At 61.3% G+C, this 16262-nt stretch carries 17 protein-coding genes and 1 other RNA gene; 9 read left to right on the forward strand and 9 right to left on the reverse strand.

Features of this window, described 5'->3' with window-relative positions; all coding sequences use genetic code 11:
- Positions 1-15 precede the first annotated feature (15 nt).
- Entirely contained in the window at positions 16-702 is a 687-nt protein-coding gene (gene phoB, locus ACTJJ7_RS08405; RefSeq protein WP_162700294.1) for a phosphate regulon transcriptional regulator PhoB, read from the forward strand.
- On the opposite strand, the gene ACTJJ7_RS08410 is transcribed toward phoB, so the two are convergent.
- Positions 703-1893, reverse strand: a complete 1191-nt coding sequence (locus ACTJJ7_RS08410) for a vWA domain-containing protein (protein WP_440966526.1) — start codon at positions 1891-1893, stop codon at positions 703-705.
- A gap of 82 nt (positions 1894-1975) precedes the next feature.
- Positions 1976-2815, reverse strand: a complete 840-nt coding sequence (locus ACTJJ7_RS08415) for an AAA family ATPase (RefSeq protein WP_105734426.1) — start codon at positions 2813-2815, stop codon at positions 1976-1978.
- A gap of 663 nt (positions 2816-3478) precedes the next feature.
- Here ACTJJ7_RS08415 and ssrS point away from each other — a divergent pair.
- From ssrS to ACTJJ7_RS08445, 6 genes are all read left to right on the forward strand, one after another.
- Positions 3479-3635: non-coding RNA, 6S RNA (gene ssrS, locus ACTJJ7_RS08420), on the forward strand.
- Positions 3636-3689: 54 nt separating this feature from the next.
- Positions 3690-4277, forward strand: a complete 588-nt coding sequence (locus ACTJJ7_RS08425) for a 5-formyltetrahydrofolate cyclo-ligase (RefSeq protein ID WP_245421097.1) — start codon at positions 3690-3692, stop codon at positions 4275-4277.
- Between the two features lie 61 nt (positions 4278-4338).
- The gene (locus tag ACTJJ7_RS08430; protein WP_130271008.1) at positions 4339-5163 is read left to right on the forward strand and encodes a TIGR00282 family metallophosphoesterase; all 825 of its coding nucleotides are present in this window, start codon (positions 4339-4341) and stop codon (positions 5161-5163) included.
- Between the two features lie 86 nt (positions 5164-5249).
- Positions 5250-5993 (forward strand): TerC family protein, encoded by a 744-nt coding sequence (locus ACTJJ7_RS08435; RefSeq protein ID WP_105734428.1) that lies wholly within the window; start codon positions 5250-5252, stop codon positions 5991-5993.
- Positions 5994-6041: 48 nt separating this feature from the next.
- A complete protein-coding gene (locus tag ACTJJ7_RS08440; protein WP_440966528.1) occupies positions 6042-6623 on the forward strand; it encodes a biotin transporter BioY in 582 nt (193 codons plus the stop codon).
- Positions 6624-6842: 219 nt separating this feature from the next.
- Positions 6843-7592, forward strand: a complete 750-nt coding sequence (locus tag ACTJJ7_RS08445; protein ID WP_105734430.1) for a YebC/PmpR family DNA-binding transcriptional regulator — start codon at positions 6843-6845, stop codon at positions 7590-7592.
- 85 nt (positions 7593-7677) lie between these two features.
- Here ACTJJ7_RS08445 and ACTJJ7_RS08450 read toward each other — a convergent pair whose 3' ends face one another.
- Positions 7678-8148 (reverse strand): GNAT family N-acetyltransferase, encoded by a 471-nt coding sequence (locus ACTJJ7_RS08450; RefSeq protein WP_440966531.1) that lies wholly within the window; start codon positions 8146-8148, stop codon positions 7678-7680.
- An 86-nt stretch (positions 8149-8234) separates the two neighbouring features.
- The gene (gene rpmE, locus ACTJJ7_RS08455; RefSeq protein WP_105734432.1) at positions 8235-8456 is read right to left on the reverse strand and encodes a 50S ribosomal protein L31; all 222 of its coding nucleotides are present in this window, start codon (positions 8454-8456) and stop codon (positions 8235-8237) included.
- 206 nt (positions 8457-8662) lie between these two features.
- Here rpmE and ACTJJ7_RS08460 point away from each other — a divergent pair, with 206 nt between their 5' ends.
- Positions 8663-10468: an ABC transporter transmembrane domain-containing protein gene (locus tag ACTJJ7_RS08460; protein WP_440966533.1), complete on the forward strand. Its 1806-nt coding sequence runs from the start codon at positions 8663-8665 to the stop codon at positions 10466-10468.
- Between the two features lie 3 nt (positions 10469-10471).
- Here the strand turns inward: ACTJJ7_RS08460 and ACTJJ7_RS08465 are convergent, their stop codons facing one another.
- Entirely contained in the window at positions 10472-12130 is a 1659-nt protein-coding gene (locus tag ACTJJ7_RS08465; protein WP_440966534.1) for an FAD-binding dehydrogenase, read from the reverse strand.
- A gap of 98 nt (positions 12131-12228) precedes the next feature.
- On the opposite strand from ACTJJ7_RS08465, the gene ACTJJ7_RS08470 reads away from it, so the two are divergent.
- Positions 12229-12579 carry a DUF1304 domain-containing protein gene (locus ACTJJ7_RS08470; protein WP_440966536.1) on the forward strand — a complete coding sequence of 117 codons (351 nt, stop codon included), beginning with the start codon at positions 12229-12231 and terminating at the stop codon, positions 12577-12579.
- A gap of 3 nt (positions 12580-12582) precedes the next feature.
- Here the strand turns inward: ACTJJ7_RS08470 and ACTJJ7_RS08475 are convergent, their stop codons facing one another.
- From ACTJJ7_RS08475 to efp, 4 genes are all read right to left on the reverse strand, one after another.
- The gene (locus ACTJJ7_RS08475) at positions 12583-13614 is read right to left on the reverse strand and encodes a peptidoglycan -binding protein (RefSeq protein ID WP_440966538.1); all 1032 of its coding nucleotides are present in this window, start codon (positions 13612-13614) and stop codon (positions 12583-12585) included.
- Positions 13615-13616: 2 nt separating this feature from the next.
- Positions 13617-14639 (reverse strand): MotA/TolQ/ExbB proton channel family protein, encoded by a 1023-nt coding sequence (locus tag ACTJJ7_RS08480; RefSeq protein WP_130270992.1) that lies wholly within the window; start codon positions 14637-14639, stop codon positions 13617-13619.
- A gap of 151 nt (positions 14640-14790) precedes the next feature.
- The gene (locus ACTJJ7_RS08485) at positions 14791-15582 is read right to left on the reverse strand and encodes an inositol monophosphatase family protein (RefSeq protein ID WP_105734438.1); all 792 of its coding nucleotides are present in this window, start codon (positions 15580-15582) and stop codon (positions 14791-14793) included.
- Positions 15583-15650: 68 nt separating this feature from the next.
- Complete coding sequence (gene efp / locus ACTJJ7_RS08490) at positions 15651-16214, reverse strand: elongation factor P (RefSeq protein ID WP_105734439.1); 564 nt, start codon at positions 16212-16214, stop codon at positions 15651-15653.
- Positions 16215-16262 lie beyond the last annotated feature (48 nt).

The following is a 16262-nucleotide window of genomic DNA, read 5'->3' on the forward strand; positions in this document are numbered from 1 at the left end:
ATCAGGATCCCAGCAATGGCGATAGCTCCCAAAATCACTGTTGTCGAAGACGAGGAAGCGCTCAGCGTCCTTCTCCGGTACAATCTTGAAGCCGAAGGCTATGTCGTCGAGACAATCGCACGCGGTGACGAGGCCGAAATTGCGCTGCGTGAAAAAGTACCGGATCTGCTCATTCTCGACTGGATGCTGCCGGGCCTTTCCGGCATCGAACTCTGCCGCCGCCTGCGGGCGCGGCGCGAGACCGAAATCCTGCCGATCATCATGCTGACGGCGCGCGGCGAAGAGAGCGAGCGGGTGCGCGGCCTTGCCACCGGTGCCGATGACTACATGGTCAAGCCGTTCTCCACCCCGGAACTGCTTGCCCGCATCAAGGCCATGCTGCGCCGGGTCAATCCAAGCCTGCTGTCGCATGTGCTCAGCTTCGGCGACCTGAAGCTCGACCGCGAGCAGCACCGCGTGTTCCGCAAGGAGCGCGAGTTGAAGCTCGGGCCGACCGAGTTCCGCCTGCTGGAATTCCTGATGCAGTCCCCCGGCCGGGTGTTCTCGCGCGGCCAGCTCCTCGACAATGTCTGGGGCGCCGACATCTATGTGGACGACCGCACCGTCGACGTGCATGTGGGGCGGCTGCGCAAGGCCATCAATATCGGCCGCTCGATCGATCCGATCCGCACCGTGCGTGGTGCCGGCTATTCGTTCGGGTAATCAGTGCCGGCGCGAGAGTTCGCGCGTCGCCCCCTCGATGCCCGCCAGGGTCATGGGATACATGCGATGCGCGAAAATCTTGCGGATCATCGCCGTCGAGGCGGTGTAGTCCCAGTACTGTTCCTTTGACGGATTAAGCCAGGCGGCGTTCTTCCAGTGGTCGAGCACCCGGCCAAGCCAGACTGCGCCTGCCTCCGCGTTCCAGTGTTCGACCGATCCACCGGCGTGGGAAACCTCGTAGGGCGCCATGGCGGCATCGCCGACGAAGATGACCTTGTAGTCCGCTCCGTATTTATGGATGAGGTCGAGTGTCGGTATTGTCTCCGCATGGCGGCGGCGGTTGTCCTTCCACACCCCCTCATAAAGGCAATTGTGGAAGTAGAAATACTCCATGTGCTTGAACTCGGAGCGCACGGCAGAGAACAGTTCCTCGGCGATCCGGATGTGCTCGTCCATGGAGCCGCCGACATCGAAGAACATCAGCAGCTTGACGTGATTGCGCCGTTCGGGCCGGGTCTGCACATCGAGATAGCCGTGTTCGGCGGTTGACCTGATGGTGCCCGACAGGTCAAGCTCGTCATCGGCGCCTTCGCGCACCCAGCGGCGCAGCCGTTTGAGCGCAACCTTGATGTTGCGGGTGCCCAGCTCGACACTGTCGTCAAAATTCCTGAACTCGCGCTTGTCCCACACCTTGACCGCACGGCGGTTGCGGCTCTCGTCCTGGCCGATGCGCACGCCTTCCGGATTATAGCCATAGGCGCCGAAGGGCGAGGTTCCGGCGGTGCCGATCCATTTCGATCCGCCCTGATGCCGGCCCTTCTGCTCCTTAAGCCGCTGGCGCAGGGTTTCCATCAGTTTTTCAAAACCGCCCAGCGCTTCGATCAGTTTCTTTTCCTCGTCGGTCAGGTGTTTTTCGGCCAGCCGCCGCAACCATTCCTCGGGCAGATTGGCAACGTCGATACCATTGTCGCCGCCCGGCAGTTCCAGCCCCTTGAACACATGGCCGAAGACCCGGTCGAAGCGGTCCATGTGGCGCTCGTCCTTCACCAGGGTTGAGCGGGCGAGATAATAGAACCCCTCGACATCATAGGTTACCAGCCCTGCGTCCAACCCTTCAAGCAGCGTCAGATATTCCCGCAGCGATACGGGGATTTTTGCCGCCTTGAGTTCGAGGAAGAAGGGAAGGAACATGGCTAGACCCGCTTGTTGTATTCGATGAACGGCGTCAGTTCGCCGATCCGGCTTTTGCGCCGGGGCTGATGGTGAGCACCACTCATCCCTGCCTCCTCGCCATGAAGGCCAGCCGCTCGAACAGATGCACGTCCTGCTCGTTCTTCAGCAGGGCGCCATGCAGTTTCGGCAAGGCATTCTTCGGGTCGGCGCGCAAGTCTTCCGGCGCGATATCGTCGGCAACCAGCAGGCGGATCCAGTCCAGCGCTTCGGAGGTCGACGGCTTCTTCTTCAGGCCAGGCACATCGCGGATCTCATAGAACTGGGTAAGCGCGGCGCGCACGAGGTTCTGCTTGATGCCGGGATAATGCACCGCGACGATTTTCGTCAGCGTGTCGACATCGGGAAAGCGGATATAGTGGAAGAAACAGCGGCGCAGAAACGCATCGGGCAGCTCCTTCTCATTGTTGGAGGTGATGATGACGATCGGCCGGTGCACGGCGCGGATCGTCTCGCCGGTTTCGTAGACGTGAAATTCGTTGCGGTCGAGCTCCTGCAGGAGATCGTTGGGGAATTCGATATCCGCCTTGTCGATCTCGTCGATCAGCAGCACGACTTTGCGGTCCGTCGTGAAGGCATGCCACAGCTTGCCGGGCTTGATGTAGTTGGCGATGTCGTTGAATTTCGCATCGCCGAGCTGCGAATCGCGCAGCCGGCTGACGGCATCATATTCGTAGAGGCCCTGCTGTGCCTTGGTGGTGGATTTGACGTTCCATTCGACCAGTTCCAGATCGAGCGCTGCCGCAATCTGCCGCGCAAGCTCGGTCTTGCCGGTGCCGGGCTCGCCCTTGACCAGCAGCGGCCGTTCAAGCGCAATCGCCGCATTGACCGCCACCATCAGATCCTTGTCGGCCACATAGGCCGCTGTACCTTCAAACCGCATCGCATTCCCTTTCGTGATCGTGGAAGATTAGGGGGCGTGCGGGAGGAGGGCAAGAGGCGCCGGGGATGGGGGAATACGGTTTCCCCGTTGCCACGCCCGCTTTTGCGTCTGGCTGTTGAGAGAGGAGAATGACGGGCGGTCCTTGGAACGCGGGTCTTGGGGTAGTCTATATGCGATGCTTGCGATCCAAGGACCACCCGCCCCGGCGTTTTCAAGTTTTCACCCGATGTTTCACCATTGGGCCAAACCTCCCCGGCCGCACAGGTTTTCCTCCCTGCATGGCCAAAGCGCCGATCCTTTCCCGACTTTCGAAAGTTTCCGGAAGCATTCCCGCCGGAAAGGACGAGGAGAAGGATAACTTGAGTTGGGAGAACGTGGATAAGTTTTATCCAAATGACATTTCACCCCCCTCTGGGCTGCCGCCCATCTCCCCCACAAGGGGGGAGATCACATTGGCATCGATCATCTCGCTCAGCTTTCACCTTTGAAGATTAGCTGAAACAGCAATGACAGCTGATCTCCCCCCTTGTGGGGGAGATGTCCGGCAGGACAGAGGGGGGTGACCCAAGCATCCACAATCATTATGCGACAAAGATTGTGCGGGGAGGGAAAATCGGTTGCTGCGCACTGGTGCAATGCCGGCATCCGTCCTATATTCAGATCGGCGCTCTGCGCTTCTCGACAGGAGAGACATATTCCCCGGGGCCTTAATGATCCCTTAGGGAGCTGTCCCTGAGGAGGCCCGTGGGCTTCTTCACACGGCACCCACCTACTTTGTAGGTTCCCGGGATCGACTTCTCCATCGGTTGTGTGGACGCCACTTTTGTTTCATCCCGAGCCGGTTCGCGTGCCGGCGCCTCATGAAATCAAGCCCGTGCAGCACCACTCCCCCATCAAGGAACTGAAGAAGAAACTGCGCCTGGAGGCTCTTGGCCGCCGCGATGCGCTGACAGCGGAATTCCGCATCGAAGCCTCGATGCGCATTGCCGATTTCGGCCTGGCGGCGCTGGCCATCGATGCGGGCACGATTGTCTCGGGGTTCTGGCCGATCCGCTCGGAGGTGGATCTGCGCCCGCTGCTTTTCGGTCTGCGCGAGCGCGGTGCACGGCTCTGCCTGCCCGCCATCATCGACAAGCAGACGATCCTTTTCCGCGAACTGGTGCGCGGTGCGCCGATGATCGATACGGGCTTCGGTACGGCGGGGCCGCCGGAAGATGCCGCCGTACTCGACCCGTCGCTCATGCTGGTGCCGCTGGCGGCTTTCGACGTCAGAGGACATCGCATCGGCTATGGCGCGGGCTATTACGACCGGGCCATCGCGCATCTGCAGGTCAAGGGTGTGAACCCGCGCCTGATCGGGGTGGCGTTTGATTGCCAGCAGGTTGAAACCGTGCCCGATGAGCCGCATGATGTGCCGCTGGAGGCGATCCTGACGGAAAGCGGGTTGCGCCGCTTCCGCTAGACGGATAAATCGATCATTTCAGGCTCTGGCAAGGACCGGGGCTCTCTTTCAGGATGTGCGCGTGAGATTACTGTTTCTTGGGGATATGGTGGGGCGTTCGGGCCGGACGGCGGTCTACGAGCGGCTGCCGGGGCTGATATCTGATCTCAAGCTCGATTTCGTCATCGTCAACGGCGAGAACGCGGCGGGCGGCTTCGGCATCACCGAGGAAATCTTTCACGACACGATCAATGCCGGGGCCGATGTGGTCACGACGGGCAATCACGTCTGGGACCAGCGGGAAGCACTGGTTTTCGCCTCCCGCGAGCAGCGTTTCCTGCGCCCGGCGAATTTCCCGCTCGGCACGGCCGGCAAGGGATCTGGGGTGTTTCTTGCCAAGAACGGCGCGCGCGTGCTGGTTTCCAACATCATGGGCCGCGTCTTCATGCATCCGGACCTGCATGACCCCTTCACCATCGGCGAGGAGATTCTCGCCGCCTGTCCGCTCGGCGAACAGGCCGATGCCGTGGTGTTCGATTTCCATGCGGAAGCCACCAGCGAGAAGCAGTGCTTTGGTCATTTCGTCGATGGCCGCGCCAGCCTCGTTGTCGGCACGCATACCCACGTGCCGACTGCCGATGCGCAGATCCTCAATGGCGGAACGGCCTATATGTCCGACGCCGGCATGTGCGGCGATTACGATTCATCACTCGGCATGGACAAGGAAGAGCCGCTGAACCGCTTTCTGTCGAAGGTGCCGAAGGGCCGGTTTGAAGCCGCCAGCGGCAAGGCGACGATCTGTGGTGTCGGCGTGGATATTTCCGACCGCACCGGGCTTGCTGAAAGGATTTCACCGTTGCGGATCGGTCCGCGGCTGGAGGAAACCATTCCCGCATTCTGGAAATAGATGAATACAACCCGGCGCAACCCATCGCGCCGGGTCACCTGCCTGCACTGCTGCCATCCGGTCTCTAACACCCTAGGAACGGCCCCATGGAAACGCTCATCTCCCACTTCGACTTCATCTATCAGCCATCCGGTCTCATAGCGCTGGTCACGCTGGTGGTCATGGAGGTCGTGCTCGGCATCGACAACCTGATTTTCATCTCCATCCTGACCAACAAGCTGCCGCAGGAGCAGCAGGCCCGAGCCCGCCGCATTGGTATCGGCGCTGCACTGATCCTGCGCCTCATCCTGTTGTTCACCATCTCGATCATCGTGCAGCTGACGGAACCGGTGTTCGAGGCTTTCGGCCGCGGCTTCTCGTGGCGCGATCTCATCCTGATCGCCGGTGGCCTGTTTCTGGTGTGGAAGGCAACGAAGGAAATCCACCACACGGTCGACCCGGAGGATGCCAAGGAGGATATGATCGGCAAGGCCGTGACGCTCGGCCTGGGCGCGGCGGTGTTCCAGATCCTGCTGCTCGACATGGTCTTCTCCGTCGATTCCATCATCACTGCGGTTGGCATGACCGACGAGATCGCCATCATGGTCATTGCCGTCATCGCCGCAGTCACGGTCATGCTGCTGGCCGCCGAGCCGCTGTCGAAATTCATCGCCGCCAACCCGACGATTGTCATGCTGGCCCTCGGTTTCCTCCTGATGATCGGCATGACGCTGATTGCCGATGGCTTCGGTTTTCATGTGCCCAAAGGCTATATTTACGCGGCTATGGGCTTCTCGGCGCTGGTCGAAGCGCTTAACATGCTGGCACGCAAGGCTAGAAAAAAGCGTTGAAGCCAACCGCGCCCGTTTCTGTAACATACGTTTGAGGATAGAACTTCCATGACCCAGACCACTTTCCCCGCCGCTTTCGTCCCGCTGAGGCTGGCGGAACGCTCCATTGCCTTCAAGGCTCTGGCCGTTCTGATCGGCACGGCCTTTCTTGCCGTCAGCTCGTGGATCGAAGTGCCGATGTTTCCCGTGCCCGTCACCATGCAGACCTTTGCCGTGACGATGGTCGGCGCGCTTTACGGTTGGCGTCTGGGCGGCCTGACCGTGCTTGCCTGGCTGGGCGAAGCGATGATCGGCATGCCGGTTCTGGCCGGCGGCGCTGGCAGCCTGCTTTATTTTGCCGGGCCGACCGCCGGTTATCTCGCGGCCTTCCCGGTCGTTGCCGCCGCCGTCGGCTTCCTGGCTGAACGCGGCCTGACCCGCAACCCGTTCGTATCGGCTGCGGTCATGCTGGCCGGTAACCTGCTCTGCCTCGTTCTTGGCGCTTCGTGGCTGGCGCATCTCTTCGGCATCGACGCCGCCTGGGCTTCCGGCGTTGCTCCGTTCCTGACCGGTGCCGTGCTGAAGTCGGCGCTGGCTGCGGCGGCAATCGAAATGCTCCGCCGCTCGGGCATCGCCGCGCGCCTGTTTTAACCATCGGCCGGCATGCGCGTCATCTTGCGTGCATGCCGGCTATGGCGATACGCGGTTGCAACTTCCCCCATTGTGATCGCGCGGGTGCTGGACGAGACGCCGGTTTTTACCTATAAGGGCGCCATTCCAGACGCCTGTTTCCGCCAGAACAGCCTGCAGACTTGGTTCGCAGGCTTCCAAGGGAAACGGCAGAACCATATCTAAGCACGCAGGGGTGCCATGGCAGGCCATTCACAGTTTAAAAACATTATGCACCGCAAAGGGCGTCAGGACGCCGTTCGGTCGAAGATTTTCTCCAAGCTCGGACGCGAAATCACCGTGGCCGCCAAACAGGGATTGCCCGACCCGGCAATGAACCCGCGCCTGCGCCTTGCGGTGCAGAACGCGCGCGCCCAGTCGATGCCGAAGGACAACATCGAACGCGCCATCAAGAAGGCTGCGGGCGGCGACGGCGATAACTACGAAGAAGTGCGCTATGAAGGCTACGGTCCGGGCGGCGTCGCTGTCATCGTCGAGGCGCTGACGGATAACCGCAACCGCACCGCATCGAATGTGCGTGCTGCGTTTACCAAATCAGGCGGTGCGCTGGGCGAAACCGGTTCGGTCGGCTTCATGTTCAGCCGTGTCGGCGAAATCACCTACAAGCCGGAAGCCGGCAGCGCCGACAAGATCATGGATGCGGCGATCGAGGCCGGTGCGGATGACGCGCAGACCGATGAAGACGGCCACACCATCCTTTGCGCATTCGAAGACATAGGCGATGTGTCCAAGGCGCTGGAAAGCGCGCTCGGCGAAGCCGAATCCATCAAGGCCATCTGGAAGCCGCAGACCACGGCGCCGGTCGATGAGGAAAAGGCCCAGTCCGTTCTGCGCCTGATCGCAACGCTTGACGACGACGACGACGTGCAGAACGTTTATGCCAATTTTGAAGTCAGCGACGAGGTTCTGGCCAAGCTCAGCGCCGCCTGATTGTCTGACGAGGTTTACAAAAAAGCCCGCTGGTCCCAGACTAGCGGGCTTTTATTTGCGCTTAAGGGGGATGCGGTGGAAGGGTTCAGGCGTAGCGGGGGATGGGTTTGCGCATATGCACGGCAATACCGCCCAAAAACGGCTCTTCGCGGTCGATGGCGTAGCCAAGCTTGAGATAAAGCGCGATGTTTTCGGCAAACATCTTGTTGGTGTAAAGCCGTATTTCACGCAAACCGAGCGAACCGGCCAGAGCCTCCGCGTGGGTCAGAAGCAACCTGCCATAGCCGCGGCCCTGAAAGGCTGGCGCGACAGCGACATTCTCGATCAGGAGACAACCGGTTTCCCGGATCATTTCGATGAGGCCCGCCAGTTCGCCATCGGCATAGAGCAGATCGACAAGATGGTGCTGGACCGCATGTTCGTAGTCGGCGCCCATTGGCTTGGGTTCACGGCCAATCACCGGTATCCATTTGGCATAGGCCGAGCGCACGAGGCTGCGTACGGCATCTGCATCGCCCATGGTGGCCCGTACGAGTTTTTCGTGTCCGTTCCGCATGTTTCCTCCGCGCTTCACGATCCCCTCACAAAGCAAAACGGCCCCGCGTGAGCAGAGCCGTTTTGAAATCCGGTATGCCGAAGGGATTAAATACCCAGATTGGCGAAACGGCTCTTGAACTTGGAAACGCGGCCGCCACGGTCGGTGAGCTGCTGCGAACCGCCGGTCCATGCCGGATGCGTGGTCGGATCGATATCGAGGTTCATCGTATCGCCTTCCTTGCCCCATGTGGAACGGGTTGTGTATTCGGTGCCGTCTGTCATCACAACCTTGATGGTGTGGTAGTCTGGATGAATATTGGCTCTCATCTGTCTTATCCTGAACTTAAGGGGCACAAAACCAGAGCCACACAGGGTGCGGAGGGCCGGTTCGGAGCCGATTGGTAGAGATGAAGCCAAACGTCACAGAAACGTGGGCTTCCAAAACTGTTGGCGAGCCTATACATCAGCCTTAAAACAATAACAAGGCCATCCGGCAGCAAAGTCACGATGCGATACAGGAAGACTTGAAAAATATGGCCGACACGGCTTACGCAGAAGCAGAAAAGAAGCGGCGCTCGCTCAAGCCGCTGCAGCGCATCTTCCCCTATATGTCCCGTTACAGGGGGATGGTGATCGGCGCCCTGATCTCGCTGAGCATTGCAGCGGTGACCACGCTCATCCTTCCGCTGGCGGTGCGCCGGATGATCGATCACGGCTTTTCCGGTTCGAACGGCGCCTTTATCGACAATTATTTCGGCATGCTGATTGTTCTGGCCGCCGCGCTCGCCGTCGCATCCGCCGGGCGCTATTATTTCGTCATTACGCTCGGCGAGCGCATTGTCTCGGATCTGCGCCGCGATGTTTTCGCGCACCTCACCACATTGTCACCCGCGTTTTTCGACAGCACGCAGTCGGGTGAAATCGTTTCGCGGCTGACGGCCGATACCACGCAGATCAAATCGGCGGTGGGTGCCACGGCCTCCATTGCCCTGCGCAATCTCATTCTGGCCTTCGGCGCGATCGTCATGATGGTCATCACCAGCGCCAAACTCTCCGGACTGGTGATTGCCGCCATTCCCGTGATCATCATTCCACTGGTCGCCTTCGGCCGGTCGGTGCGCCGCCGCTCGCGCAATGCCCAGGACACGCTGGCCAATGCCACGGCCTATGCCAGCGAATCCATCATCTCCGTGCGCACCCTGCAGGCCTTCACCAATGAGGCGCTGGCGACGGGGCGGTTCGGCTCCGCCGTCGAGGATGCCTTTGCTGCGGCCCGTTCCTCGGTCAAGGCGCGCGCCGTGTTGACCGCCTTTGCGATTTTCATGATCTTTTCCAGTGTGGTGGCCGTGCTCTGGTTCGGCTCGCGCGACGTTTTGGCCGGAACCATCACGCCGGGCACGCTCGGTCAGTTCCTGCTCTATGCGGTGTTTGCCGCCGGGGCGCTCGGGGCGCTGTCGGAAGTCTGGGGCGAGCTGTCGCAGGCATCCGGAGCGGCAGAACGGCTGATGGAGATCATGGCGGAAAAGCCCGCCATTGCTACGCCGCTCAACCCCGTTTCGCTGCCGGAACCGCCTGTTGGCTCCGTTGTTTTCAGGGATGTCCACTTCAATTATCCGACGCGGCCCGATGCACCGGCATTGCGCGGCCTCGATTTCGAGATCAAGCCGGGCGAAACCGTCGCCATTGTCGGCCCCTCCGGTGCCGGCAAGAGCACGGTGTTTTCGCTGCTGCTGCGCTATTACGATCCCGTGTCGGGCAGCATCCGGGTGGATGGCGTCGACCTGCGCGATGCCGATCCTGCAGCGGTCCGGGGGCGTCTTGCCATCGTGCCGCAGGATACCACCATCTTTGCCGCGACAGCGCGGGAGAATATCGGCTTCGGCCGGCCCGGTGCCAGCACCGCGGACATCGAGGCGGCGGCCAGGGCGGCGCTCGCCCACGACTTCATCGAGGCACTCGACCATGGCTATGAGACGCAGGTCGGCGAACGCGGCGTGACGCTGTCCGGCGGCCAGCGCCAGCGCATCGCCATTGCGCGGGCGATCCTGCGCGATGCACCGGTCCTGCTGCTCGATGAGGCCACGTCGGCGCTCGATGCGGAAAGCGAAATTCTGGTGCAGAAGGGTCTCGAACACCTGATGCAGGGGCGCACGACACTGGTCATCGCGCACCGGCTGGCGACGGTCCTCAAGGCGGACCGCATCCTTGTCATGGAGAACGGCCGTATCGTCGAGGAAGGCACGCACCAGAGCCTCGTCAAGAAGAACGGGATCTACGCGAACCTTGCCAAGCTGCAGTTCGAAGCGGGCGCGGACGCCTTCAGGGGCGCGGCCGAGTAGGGTTCAGCCCCTGCCTGCGGCGGCCCGTCCGGCGGACCGGCCGGAAAAGATGCAGCCGCCAAGAAACGTGCCTTCCAGCGCGTTGTAGCCCTGATAGCCGCCGCCGCCGAAACCGGCGGCTTCGCCTGCCGCATAGAGGCCGGGAACAGGCGCGCCCGCCGCATCCAGGACCTGCGATTTCAGGTTGGTGTGCAATCCGCCCAGCGTCTTGCGGGTCAGGATGTTGAGCCGCACGGCAATCAGCGGGCCAGCTTTCGGATCGAGTATCCGGTGCGGCTTGGCAATGCGGGTCAGCCGGTCGCCGATATAATTCTGCGCGCCGCGCATCGCGGTGATCTGGGCATCCTTCGAATATTTGTTGCTGATCTCGCGGTCGCGCGCCTCGATCTGGTATCTGAGATGGTCGTGGTCGATCAGATTGTCGCCGGTCAGCGCGTTCATGCCCTTGACCAGATCCTGCAGGTTGTCACGCACCACGAAATCCTCGCCGTGCTGTTTGAAGGCCTCCACCGGCGGCGGCGCCCCCTTGCCGAGGCGGTTCTTCAGGAGCAGTTTCCAGTCCTTGCCGGTCATGTCGGGGTTCTGCTCGGAACCGGACAGGGCAAATTCCTTCTCGATGATCTTCTGCGTCAGCACGAACCAGGAATAGCCGTATCCGGTCGACAGAATGTGCTTGAGCGTTCCCAGCGTATCGAAGCCCGGAAAGTAAGGCGCCGGGAAGCGATTGCCTTTGGCGTCAAACCACAGCGACGAGGGACCGGGCAGAATGCGGATGCCGTGGTTCGGCCAGATGGGATTCCAGTTCTTCAGGCCCTCGGTATAGTGCCACATGCGATCCGCATTGATGACGCTGCCGCCGGCTTTCACCGTGATATCGATCATGCGGCCATCCACGTGGTGGGGAACGCCCACGACCATATTTTCGGGCGGATTGCCAAGCCTGTCGCGCGGCCAGTTGCGCTTGACCAGTTCGGGATTGCCGCCGATACCGCCTGAGGTGACGATCACGGCCGGCGCGGACAGCTCGAAACTGCCCGCCGCCCCGCGTCCCGACTGCTGGCCGCGCTCCACCTTCGATGGTTCCAGTATATCGCCGCTGACCCCCGTCACGGCGCCATTGGTTGTCGTCAGGGCATTGACGCGGTGGCGGCATTTGAGCGTGATCAGGCCTTTGGCAATAGCCTCACGCAGCAGGCGTTCGAAGGGTGCGACCACACCGGGCCCCGTGCCCCAGGTCAGATGAAAGCGCGGGACGGAATTGCCATGGCCATTCGCCAGCGCGCCGCCGCGCTCGGCCCAGCCGACAACCGGGAACCAGCGCATGCCGAGCGAATGCAGCCAGCTGCGCTTTTCACCGGCGGCAAACTGCAGATAGGCGTCGGCCCATTGTTTCGGCCAGTGGTCCTCGGCCCGGTCGAACTGTGCCGAACCCAGCCAGTCCTGCCGGGCGAGTTCGAAGGAATCCCTGATGCCGAGCCTGCGCTGTTCGGGGCTGTCGATGAAAAACAGGCCGCCAAGCGACCAGAAGGCCTGCCCGCCGACCGAATTCTCGCCCTCCTGTTCGAGGAGAATGACTTTTTTGCCCGCCTGTGCCAATTCGTTTGCGGCCACAAGCCCCGACAACCCGGCTCCAACGATGATCGCATCGGCATCCATTGCCATTCGCCCCTCCCAGTGCTTTTCTCGTGGCATGATTGCGCGGCTAAGGTTGGCACGCAAGGGTGGAAATTGGGACAGCAAGGGGCGAAAAGGGGACAGGGATGATTGCGAACATTCTCATCGGGCTGGTTGCCCTGCTGCATGTCTATTTCATGTATCTGGAAATGATGGTGTGGGATAAGCCGCTGGGGCTGAAAACCTTCCGGCTGACGCCGGAATTCGCCGCCGCATCCAAAGCGCTTGCGCTCAACCAGGGCCTCTATAATGGCTTTCTCGTTGCCGGATTGGCTTGGGGGCTGTGGCTCGGCCAAGCGGGCTTTGCCATCAAGGTCTTCTTTCTCGGCTGCGTTGCTGTCGCCGGGATCGTCGGCGCGCTCACGGTCAACCGCCGCATCTTCTTCGTGCAGGGCCTGCCGGCGATCGTCGCGCTGGCGGCCCTCATCCTTCTTTAGGGATCAGCGTTCGGTCAGCTTGAGCTCGATACGGCGGTTGCGCGAGCGCACTTCCGGCGTATCGCCCGGCTCCAGCGGCTGGAATTCACCGAAGCCCGCCGCCACGAGGCGGTTGGCGGAAACGCCGTTGGCGATGAGGAATTTGACCACGGAAATGGCGCGCGCGGCGGAAAGGTCCCAATTGTCCTTGAACTGGCCGGTGCCCGAAAGCGCCACAGTGTCCGTGTGGCCGTCGACGCGCAGAACCCAGTTGATGTCGTCGGGAATTTCCTTCTGCAGATCGATCAAGGCCAAGGCCAGCTTCTTCATTTCCTCGCTGCCCGCTTCGTTCAGCACGGCCTGACCCGAGGGAAACAGCACTTCGGACTGGAAGACGAAGCGGTCGCCGACGATGCGGATATTTTCGCGGTCGGAGAGGATTTCACGCAGGCGGCCGAAAAAGTCGGAGCGGTAACGGTTGAGCTCCTGCACGCGCTGGGCGAGGGCAACGTTCAGCCGCTTGCCGAGATCGGCAATCTTGGCATTGGATTCCTTGTCGCGGGATTCCGAAGCGTTGAGGGCTTCCTCCAGCGCGCCAATCTGCTTGCGCAATGCCAGGATCTGCTGGTTGAGAATTTCCACCTGGGACAGGGCACGCGCACTCAGCTGTTTTTCGTTTTCAAGACCGGCGGTGAGGTCGCTGATCTTGCCTTCCGCGGCTGCACCGGCGCCCGCACCCTGCGACAGCATCGCTTGCAGCCGCGATTGCTCGCTCTGCGCCTTGGTCAGCGATGCCTGCAGGTTGGCGATGGTGTCTTCCAGATCCTGCTTGTTGCCCTGTTCGAGCGACAGCATCTGCGTCAATTCATTGATCTGCGAGTTCAGGCGGTTGAGCACGGCATCCTTGCCGGTGATTTCCTGGCTGAGCAGGAACTGCGCCAGAACGAAAACCGACAGGAGAAACATGATCGCCAGCAGCAACGTCGACAGGGCATCGACGAAGCCCGGCCAGTAGTCCACATGGCGGATGGCGCGGCGGGTGCGACCGAGCGCCATTCTCAGTTGTCCCTGCGGCGGGCGACGCTATCGCTAAGCCTGGCGAGCGTTTCACGCATGGATTTCTGTTCTTCGGCCTGTTTTTCCACCCAGTCGCGCATCATCTGCTGTTCGGAGCGCATGTTCTTGACCAGACCCTGGATGCCTTCGGCCAGGCTTGCGAGCGCTGCGGTTGTGCGCTGGCTGGAGCCGCCCGTTTCCTGGATGTTCTGCAGCCGTTCGGAGAGCGAGCGCAGCTCGTCCGTGGTGCCGCTGTTAAGACCATCGAGCGCATGCAGGTCCGATCCGAGATCGGTGACGCTGGACAGCCAGTTTTCCAGCTCGGTGTAGAAGCGGTTCTGGGCGCGGCCCGCCTGCAGATCGAGAAAACCGAGGACAAGCGAACCGGAAAGGCCGAACAGCGACGACGAGAATGCCGTGCCCATGCCCTTGAGCGGCGATTGCAGGCCGGCCTTGAGCGCATCGAGAACACCATTCGCATCGCCCGCACGCGGATCGAGCGACTGGATGGTCTGGCCGATGGAGCCGATGGTTTCCAGAAGACCCCAGAACGTGCCGAGCAGGCCGAGGAACACCAGAAGGCCGATGAGGTAGCGCGAGACATCGCGCGTTTCATCGAGCCGCGTGGCGATGGAGTCGAGCATGGAGCGCATGGCATTGGTCGACAGCGCCATGGATTGGCGCCGTCCGATCAGGGCACGCATGGGAGCAAGCATGACCGGCTTGGTGTTGGGATCGGAATTGCCGCGGCGGAAGGAATTGACCCAGCGCACCTCGGGAAAGAGCCGGATGACCTGACCGAAGGCGAGGAGAATGCCGACGACCAAAACGCCGATGATCAGGCCGTTGAGGCCGGGATTTGTGGTGAAGAACACGGAAATCTGGCGAAAGAGAATAGCGGCGAGAAAGGCGACGATGGCCAGGAAGATCGCCATCGACAAAAGCACAAGCCGCGGGCTGGAAAGCCGGTACGGATCATAATCGTCACCGTCCATGACCCGGCGGGTTGAACTGAAATCAGCCATTGCATCGTCTCCGCATTCGCCACGCGCCAAGCAACCTCGTTCGCGTCAGTGGACGAACGGAAATCGCACAAACCCAAATCGGTTTGTGCGACCCTAACCGAAATCAAGGTAAAAATGGAAGGTACAATGCGGCCGGAGGGCCGGATATTGTTCAGATCGGCTTCTTCAATGTCTTCAGCAGCGCCCGCTGGATGGCTTCATTGCCGGCAACGATCGATTTGCTTTCAACCACATCCTGGCTGCCATCGAAATCGGTGACAAAACCACCGGCTTCGCGCACCATGATGATGCCCGCACCCGTATCCCAGGGGGACAGGCCGTCTTCCCAGAAGCCGTCAAAGCGGCCCGCCGCGACAGCGGCCAGATCAAGCGCTGCGGCACCCATGCGGCGGATGCCGGAGACTTCGCCCATGACGTTGCGCAGCTGCACGAGATAATCGCCGTGATGGCCGCGGCCGAGATGCGGCACGCCGGTGCCGATGACGGAATCGACCAGCTTGATGCGGCCGGAGACGCGCAGACGGCGGTCATTGAGAAAGGCGCCGCCGCCGCGTTCTGCGGTGTAAAGCTCATCCATGGCAGGATTGAAGATCACGCCGGCAACGATCTGGCCCTGGCGTTCGAGCGCGATGGAAACCGCAAACAGCGGAATGCCGTGCAGGAAGTTGGTGGTGCCGTCGAGCGGATCGACCAGCCAGCGGTGCTGGCTGTCGCTGCCCTCGACCGCGCCGGTTTCTTCCATCAGGAAACTGTAGTCGGGACGCGCCCGGCGCAGTTCCGCATAGATGATTTCCTCGGCCTTGCGGTCGGCCTGGCTGACATAGTCGCCGGGACCCTTGAGCGAGACCTGCAGATTCTGCACTTCGCCGAAATCGCGCGCCAGGGAGCGGCCGGCCTTCATAGCAGCCTGCACCATTACATTGAGGATCGCTGAACGCGCCATTTCAGGTCATTCTCCGTCTGAATTCGTTGATGCGGGCGCTGGCCGATGCAGCGCCCGGTAAAGCCGGCTTAGTCAGCGCGGCGGACGTAGGTCAGTTCGTTGGTGTCGACGATGATGCGTTCGCCCGACGAAATGAACGGCGGAACCAGAACGCGAATGCCGTTTTCAAGCACGGCCGGCTTGTAGGACGACGCCGCCGTCTGGCCCTTGACGACCGGGTCTGCCTCGGTGATGGCGAGCGTGACATAGTCCGGCAGGGAAATGCCGATCGGACGTTCGTCGTAGAGTTCAACGGTTACCATCATGCCGTCCTGCAGGAACGCGGCGCGGTCGCCGACGAAATCCTTCTGCAGCTCGAGCTGCTCGTAGCTGGCGGTGTCCATGAATATAAGCGCGTCGCCCTGTTCGTAGAGGAAGGAGAAATCCTTCTGTTCGAGGCGGACCTTTTCGACGGTTTCAGCGGCGCGGAAGCGCTCGTTGAGCTTGGTGCCGTTGATGAGGTTCTTCAGTTCGACCTGATTGTAGGCGCCGCCCTTGCCGGGCTTGACCGCGTTCGTCCTGACGGCCACCCACAGGCCGCCATCATGTTCGATCACATTGCCAGGACGGATTTCATTGCCGTTGATTTTCATTTGTTTATCCGGATTGGTGTTGGAAACCGGGCGCCGACGTCTCGGCGG

This window comes from Phyllobacterium sp. 22229 (genome assembly GCF_052056495.1).
Lineage (GTDB): Bacteria > Pseudomonadota > Alphaproteobacteria > Rhizobiales > Rhizobiaceae > Phyllobacterium > Phyllobacterium myrsinacearum.

What these genes read in the sequence shown, in the direction of transcription:
- phoB (WP_162700294.1), top strand. Translation starts at nt 16, where the DNA reads ATGGCGATAGCTCCCAAAATCACTGTTGTCGAAGACGAGGAAGCGCTC.
- ACTJJ7_RS08410 (WP_440966526.1), bottom strand. Translation starts at nt 1,893, where the DNA reads ATGTTCCTTCCCTTCTTCCTCGAACTCAAGGCGGCAAAAATCCCCGTA.
- ACTJJ7_RS08415 (WP_105734426.1), bottom strand. Translation starts at nt 2,815, where the DNA reads ATGCGGTTTGAAGGTACAGCGGCCTATGTGGCCGACAAGGATCTGATG.
- ACTJJ7_RS08435 (WP_105734428.1), top strand. Translation starts at nt 5,250, where the DNA reads ATGGAAACGCTCATCTCCCACTTCGACTTCATCTATCAGCCATCCGGT.
- ACTJJ7_RS08440 (WP_440966528.1), top strand. Translation starts at nt 6,042, where the DNA reads ATGACCCAGACCACTTTCCCCGCCGCTTTCGTCCCGCTGAGGCTGGCG.
- ACTJJ7_RS08445 (WP_105734430.1), top strand. Translation starts at nt 6,843, where the DNA reads ATGGCAGGCCATTCACAGTTTAAAAACATTATGCACCGCAAAGGGCGT.
- ACTJJ7_RS08450 (WP_440966531.1), bottom strand. Translation starts at nt 8,148, where the DNA reads ATGCGGAACGGACACGAAAAACTCGTACGGGCCACCATGGGCGATGCA.
- rpmE (WP_105734432.1), bottom strand. Translation starts at nt 8,456, where the DNA reads ATGAGAGCCAATATTCATCCAGACTACCACACCATCAAGGTTGTGATG.
- ACTJJ7_RS08460 (WP_440966533.1), top strand. Translation starts at nt 8,663, where the DNA reads ATGGCCGACACGGCTTACGCAGAAGCAGAAAAGAAGCGGCGCTCGCTC.
- ACTJJ7_RS08465 (WP_440966534.1), bottom strand. Translation starts at nt 12,130, where the DNA reads ATGGCAATGGATGCCGATGCGATCATCGTTGGAGCCGGGTTGTCGGGG.
- ACTJJ7_RS08470 (WP_440966536.1), top strand. Translation starts at nt 12,229, where the DNA reads ATGATTGCGAACATTCTCATCGGGCTGGTTGCCCTGCTGCATGTCTAT.
- ACTJJ7_RS08475 (WP_440966538.1), bottom strand. Translation starts at nt 13,614, where the DNA reads ATGGCGCTCGGTCGCACCCGCCGCGCCATCCGCCATGTGGACTACTGG.
- ACTJJ7_RS08480 (WP_130270992.1), bottom strand. Translation starts at nt 14,639, where the DNA reads ATGGCTGATTTCAGTTCAACCCGCCGGGTCATGGACGGTGACGATTAT.
- ACTJJ7_RS08485 (WP_105734438.1), bottom strand. Translation starts at nt 15,582, where the DNA reads ATGGCGCGTTCAGCGATCCTCAATGTAATGGTGCAGGCTGCTATGAAG.
- efp (WP_105734439.1), bottom strand. Translation starts at nt 16,214, where the DNA reads ATGAAAATCAACGGCAATGAAATCCGTCCTGGCAATGTGATCGAACAT.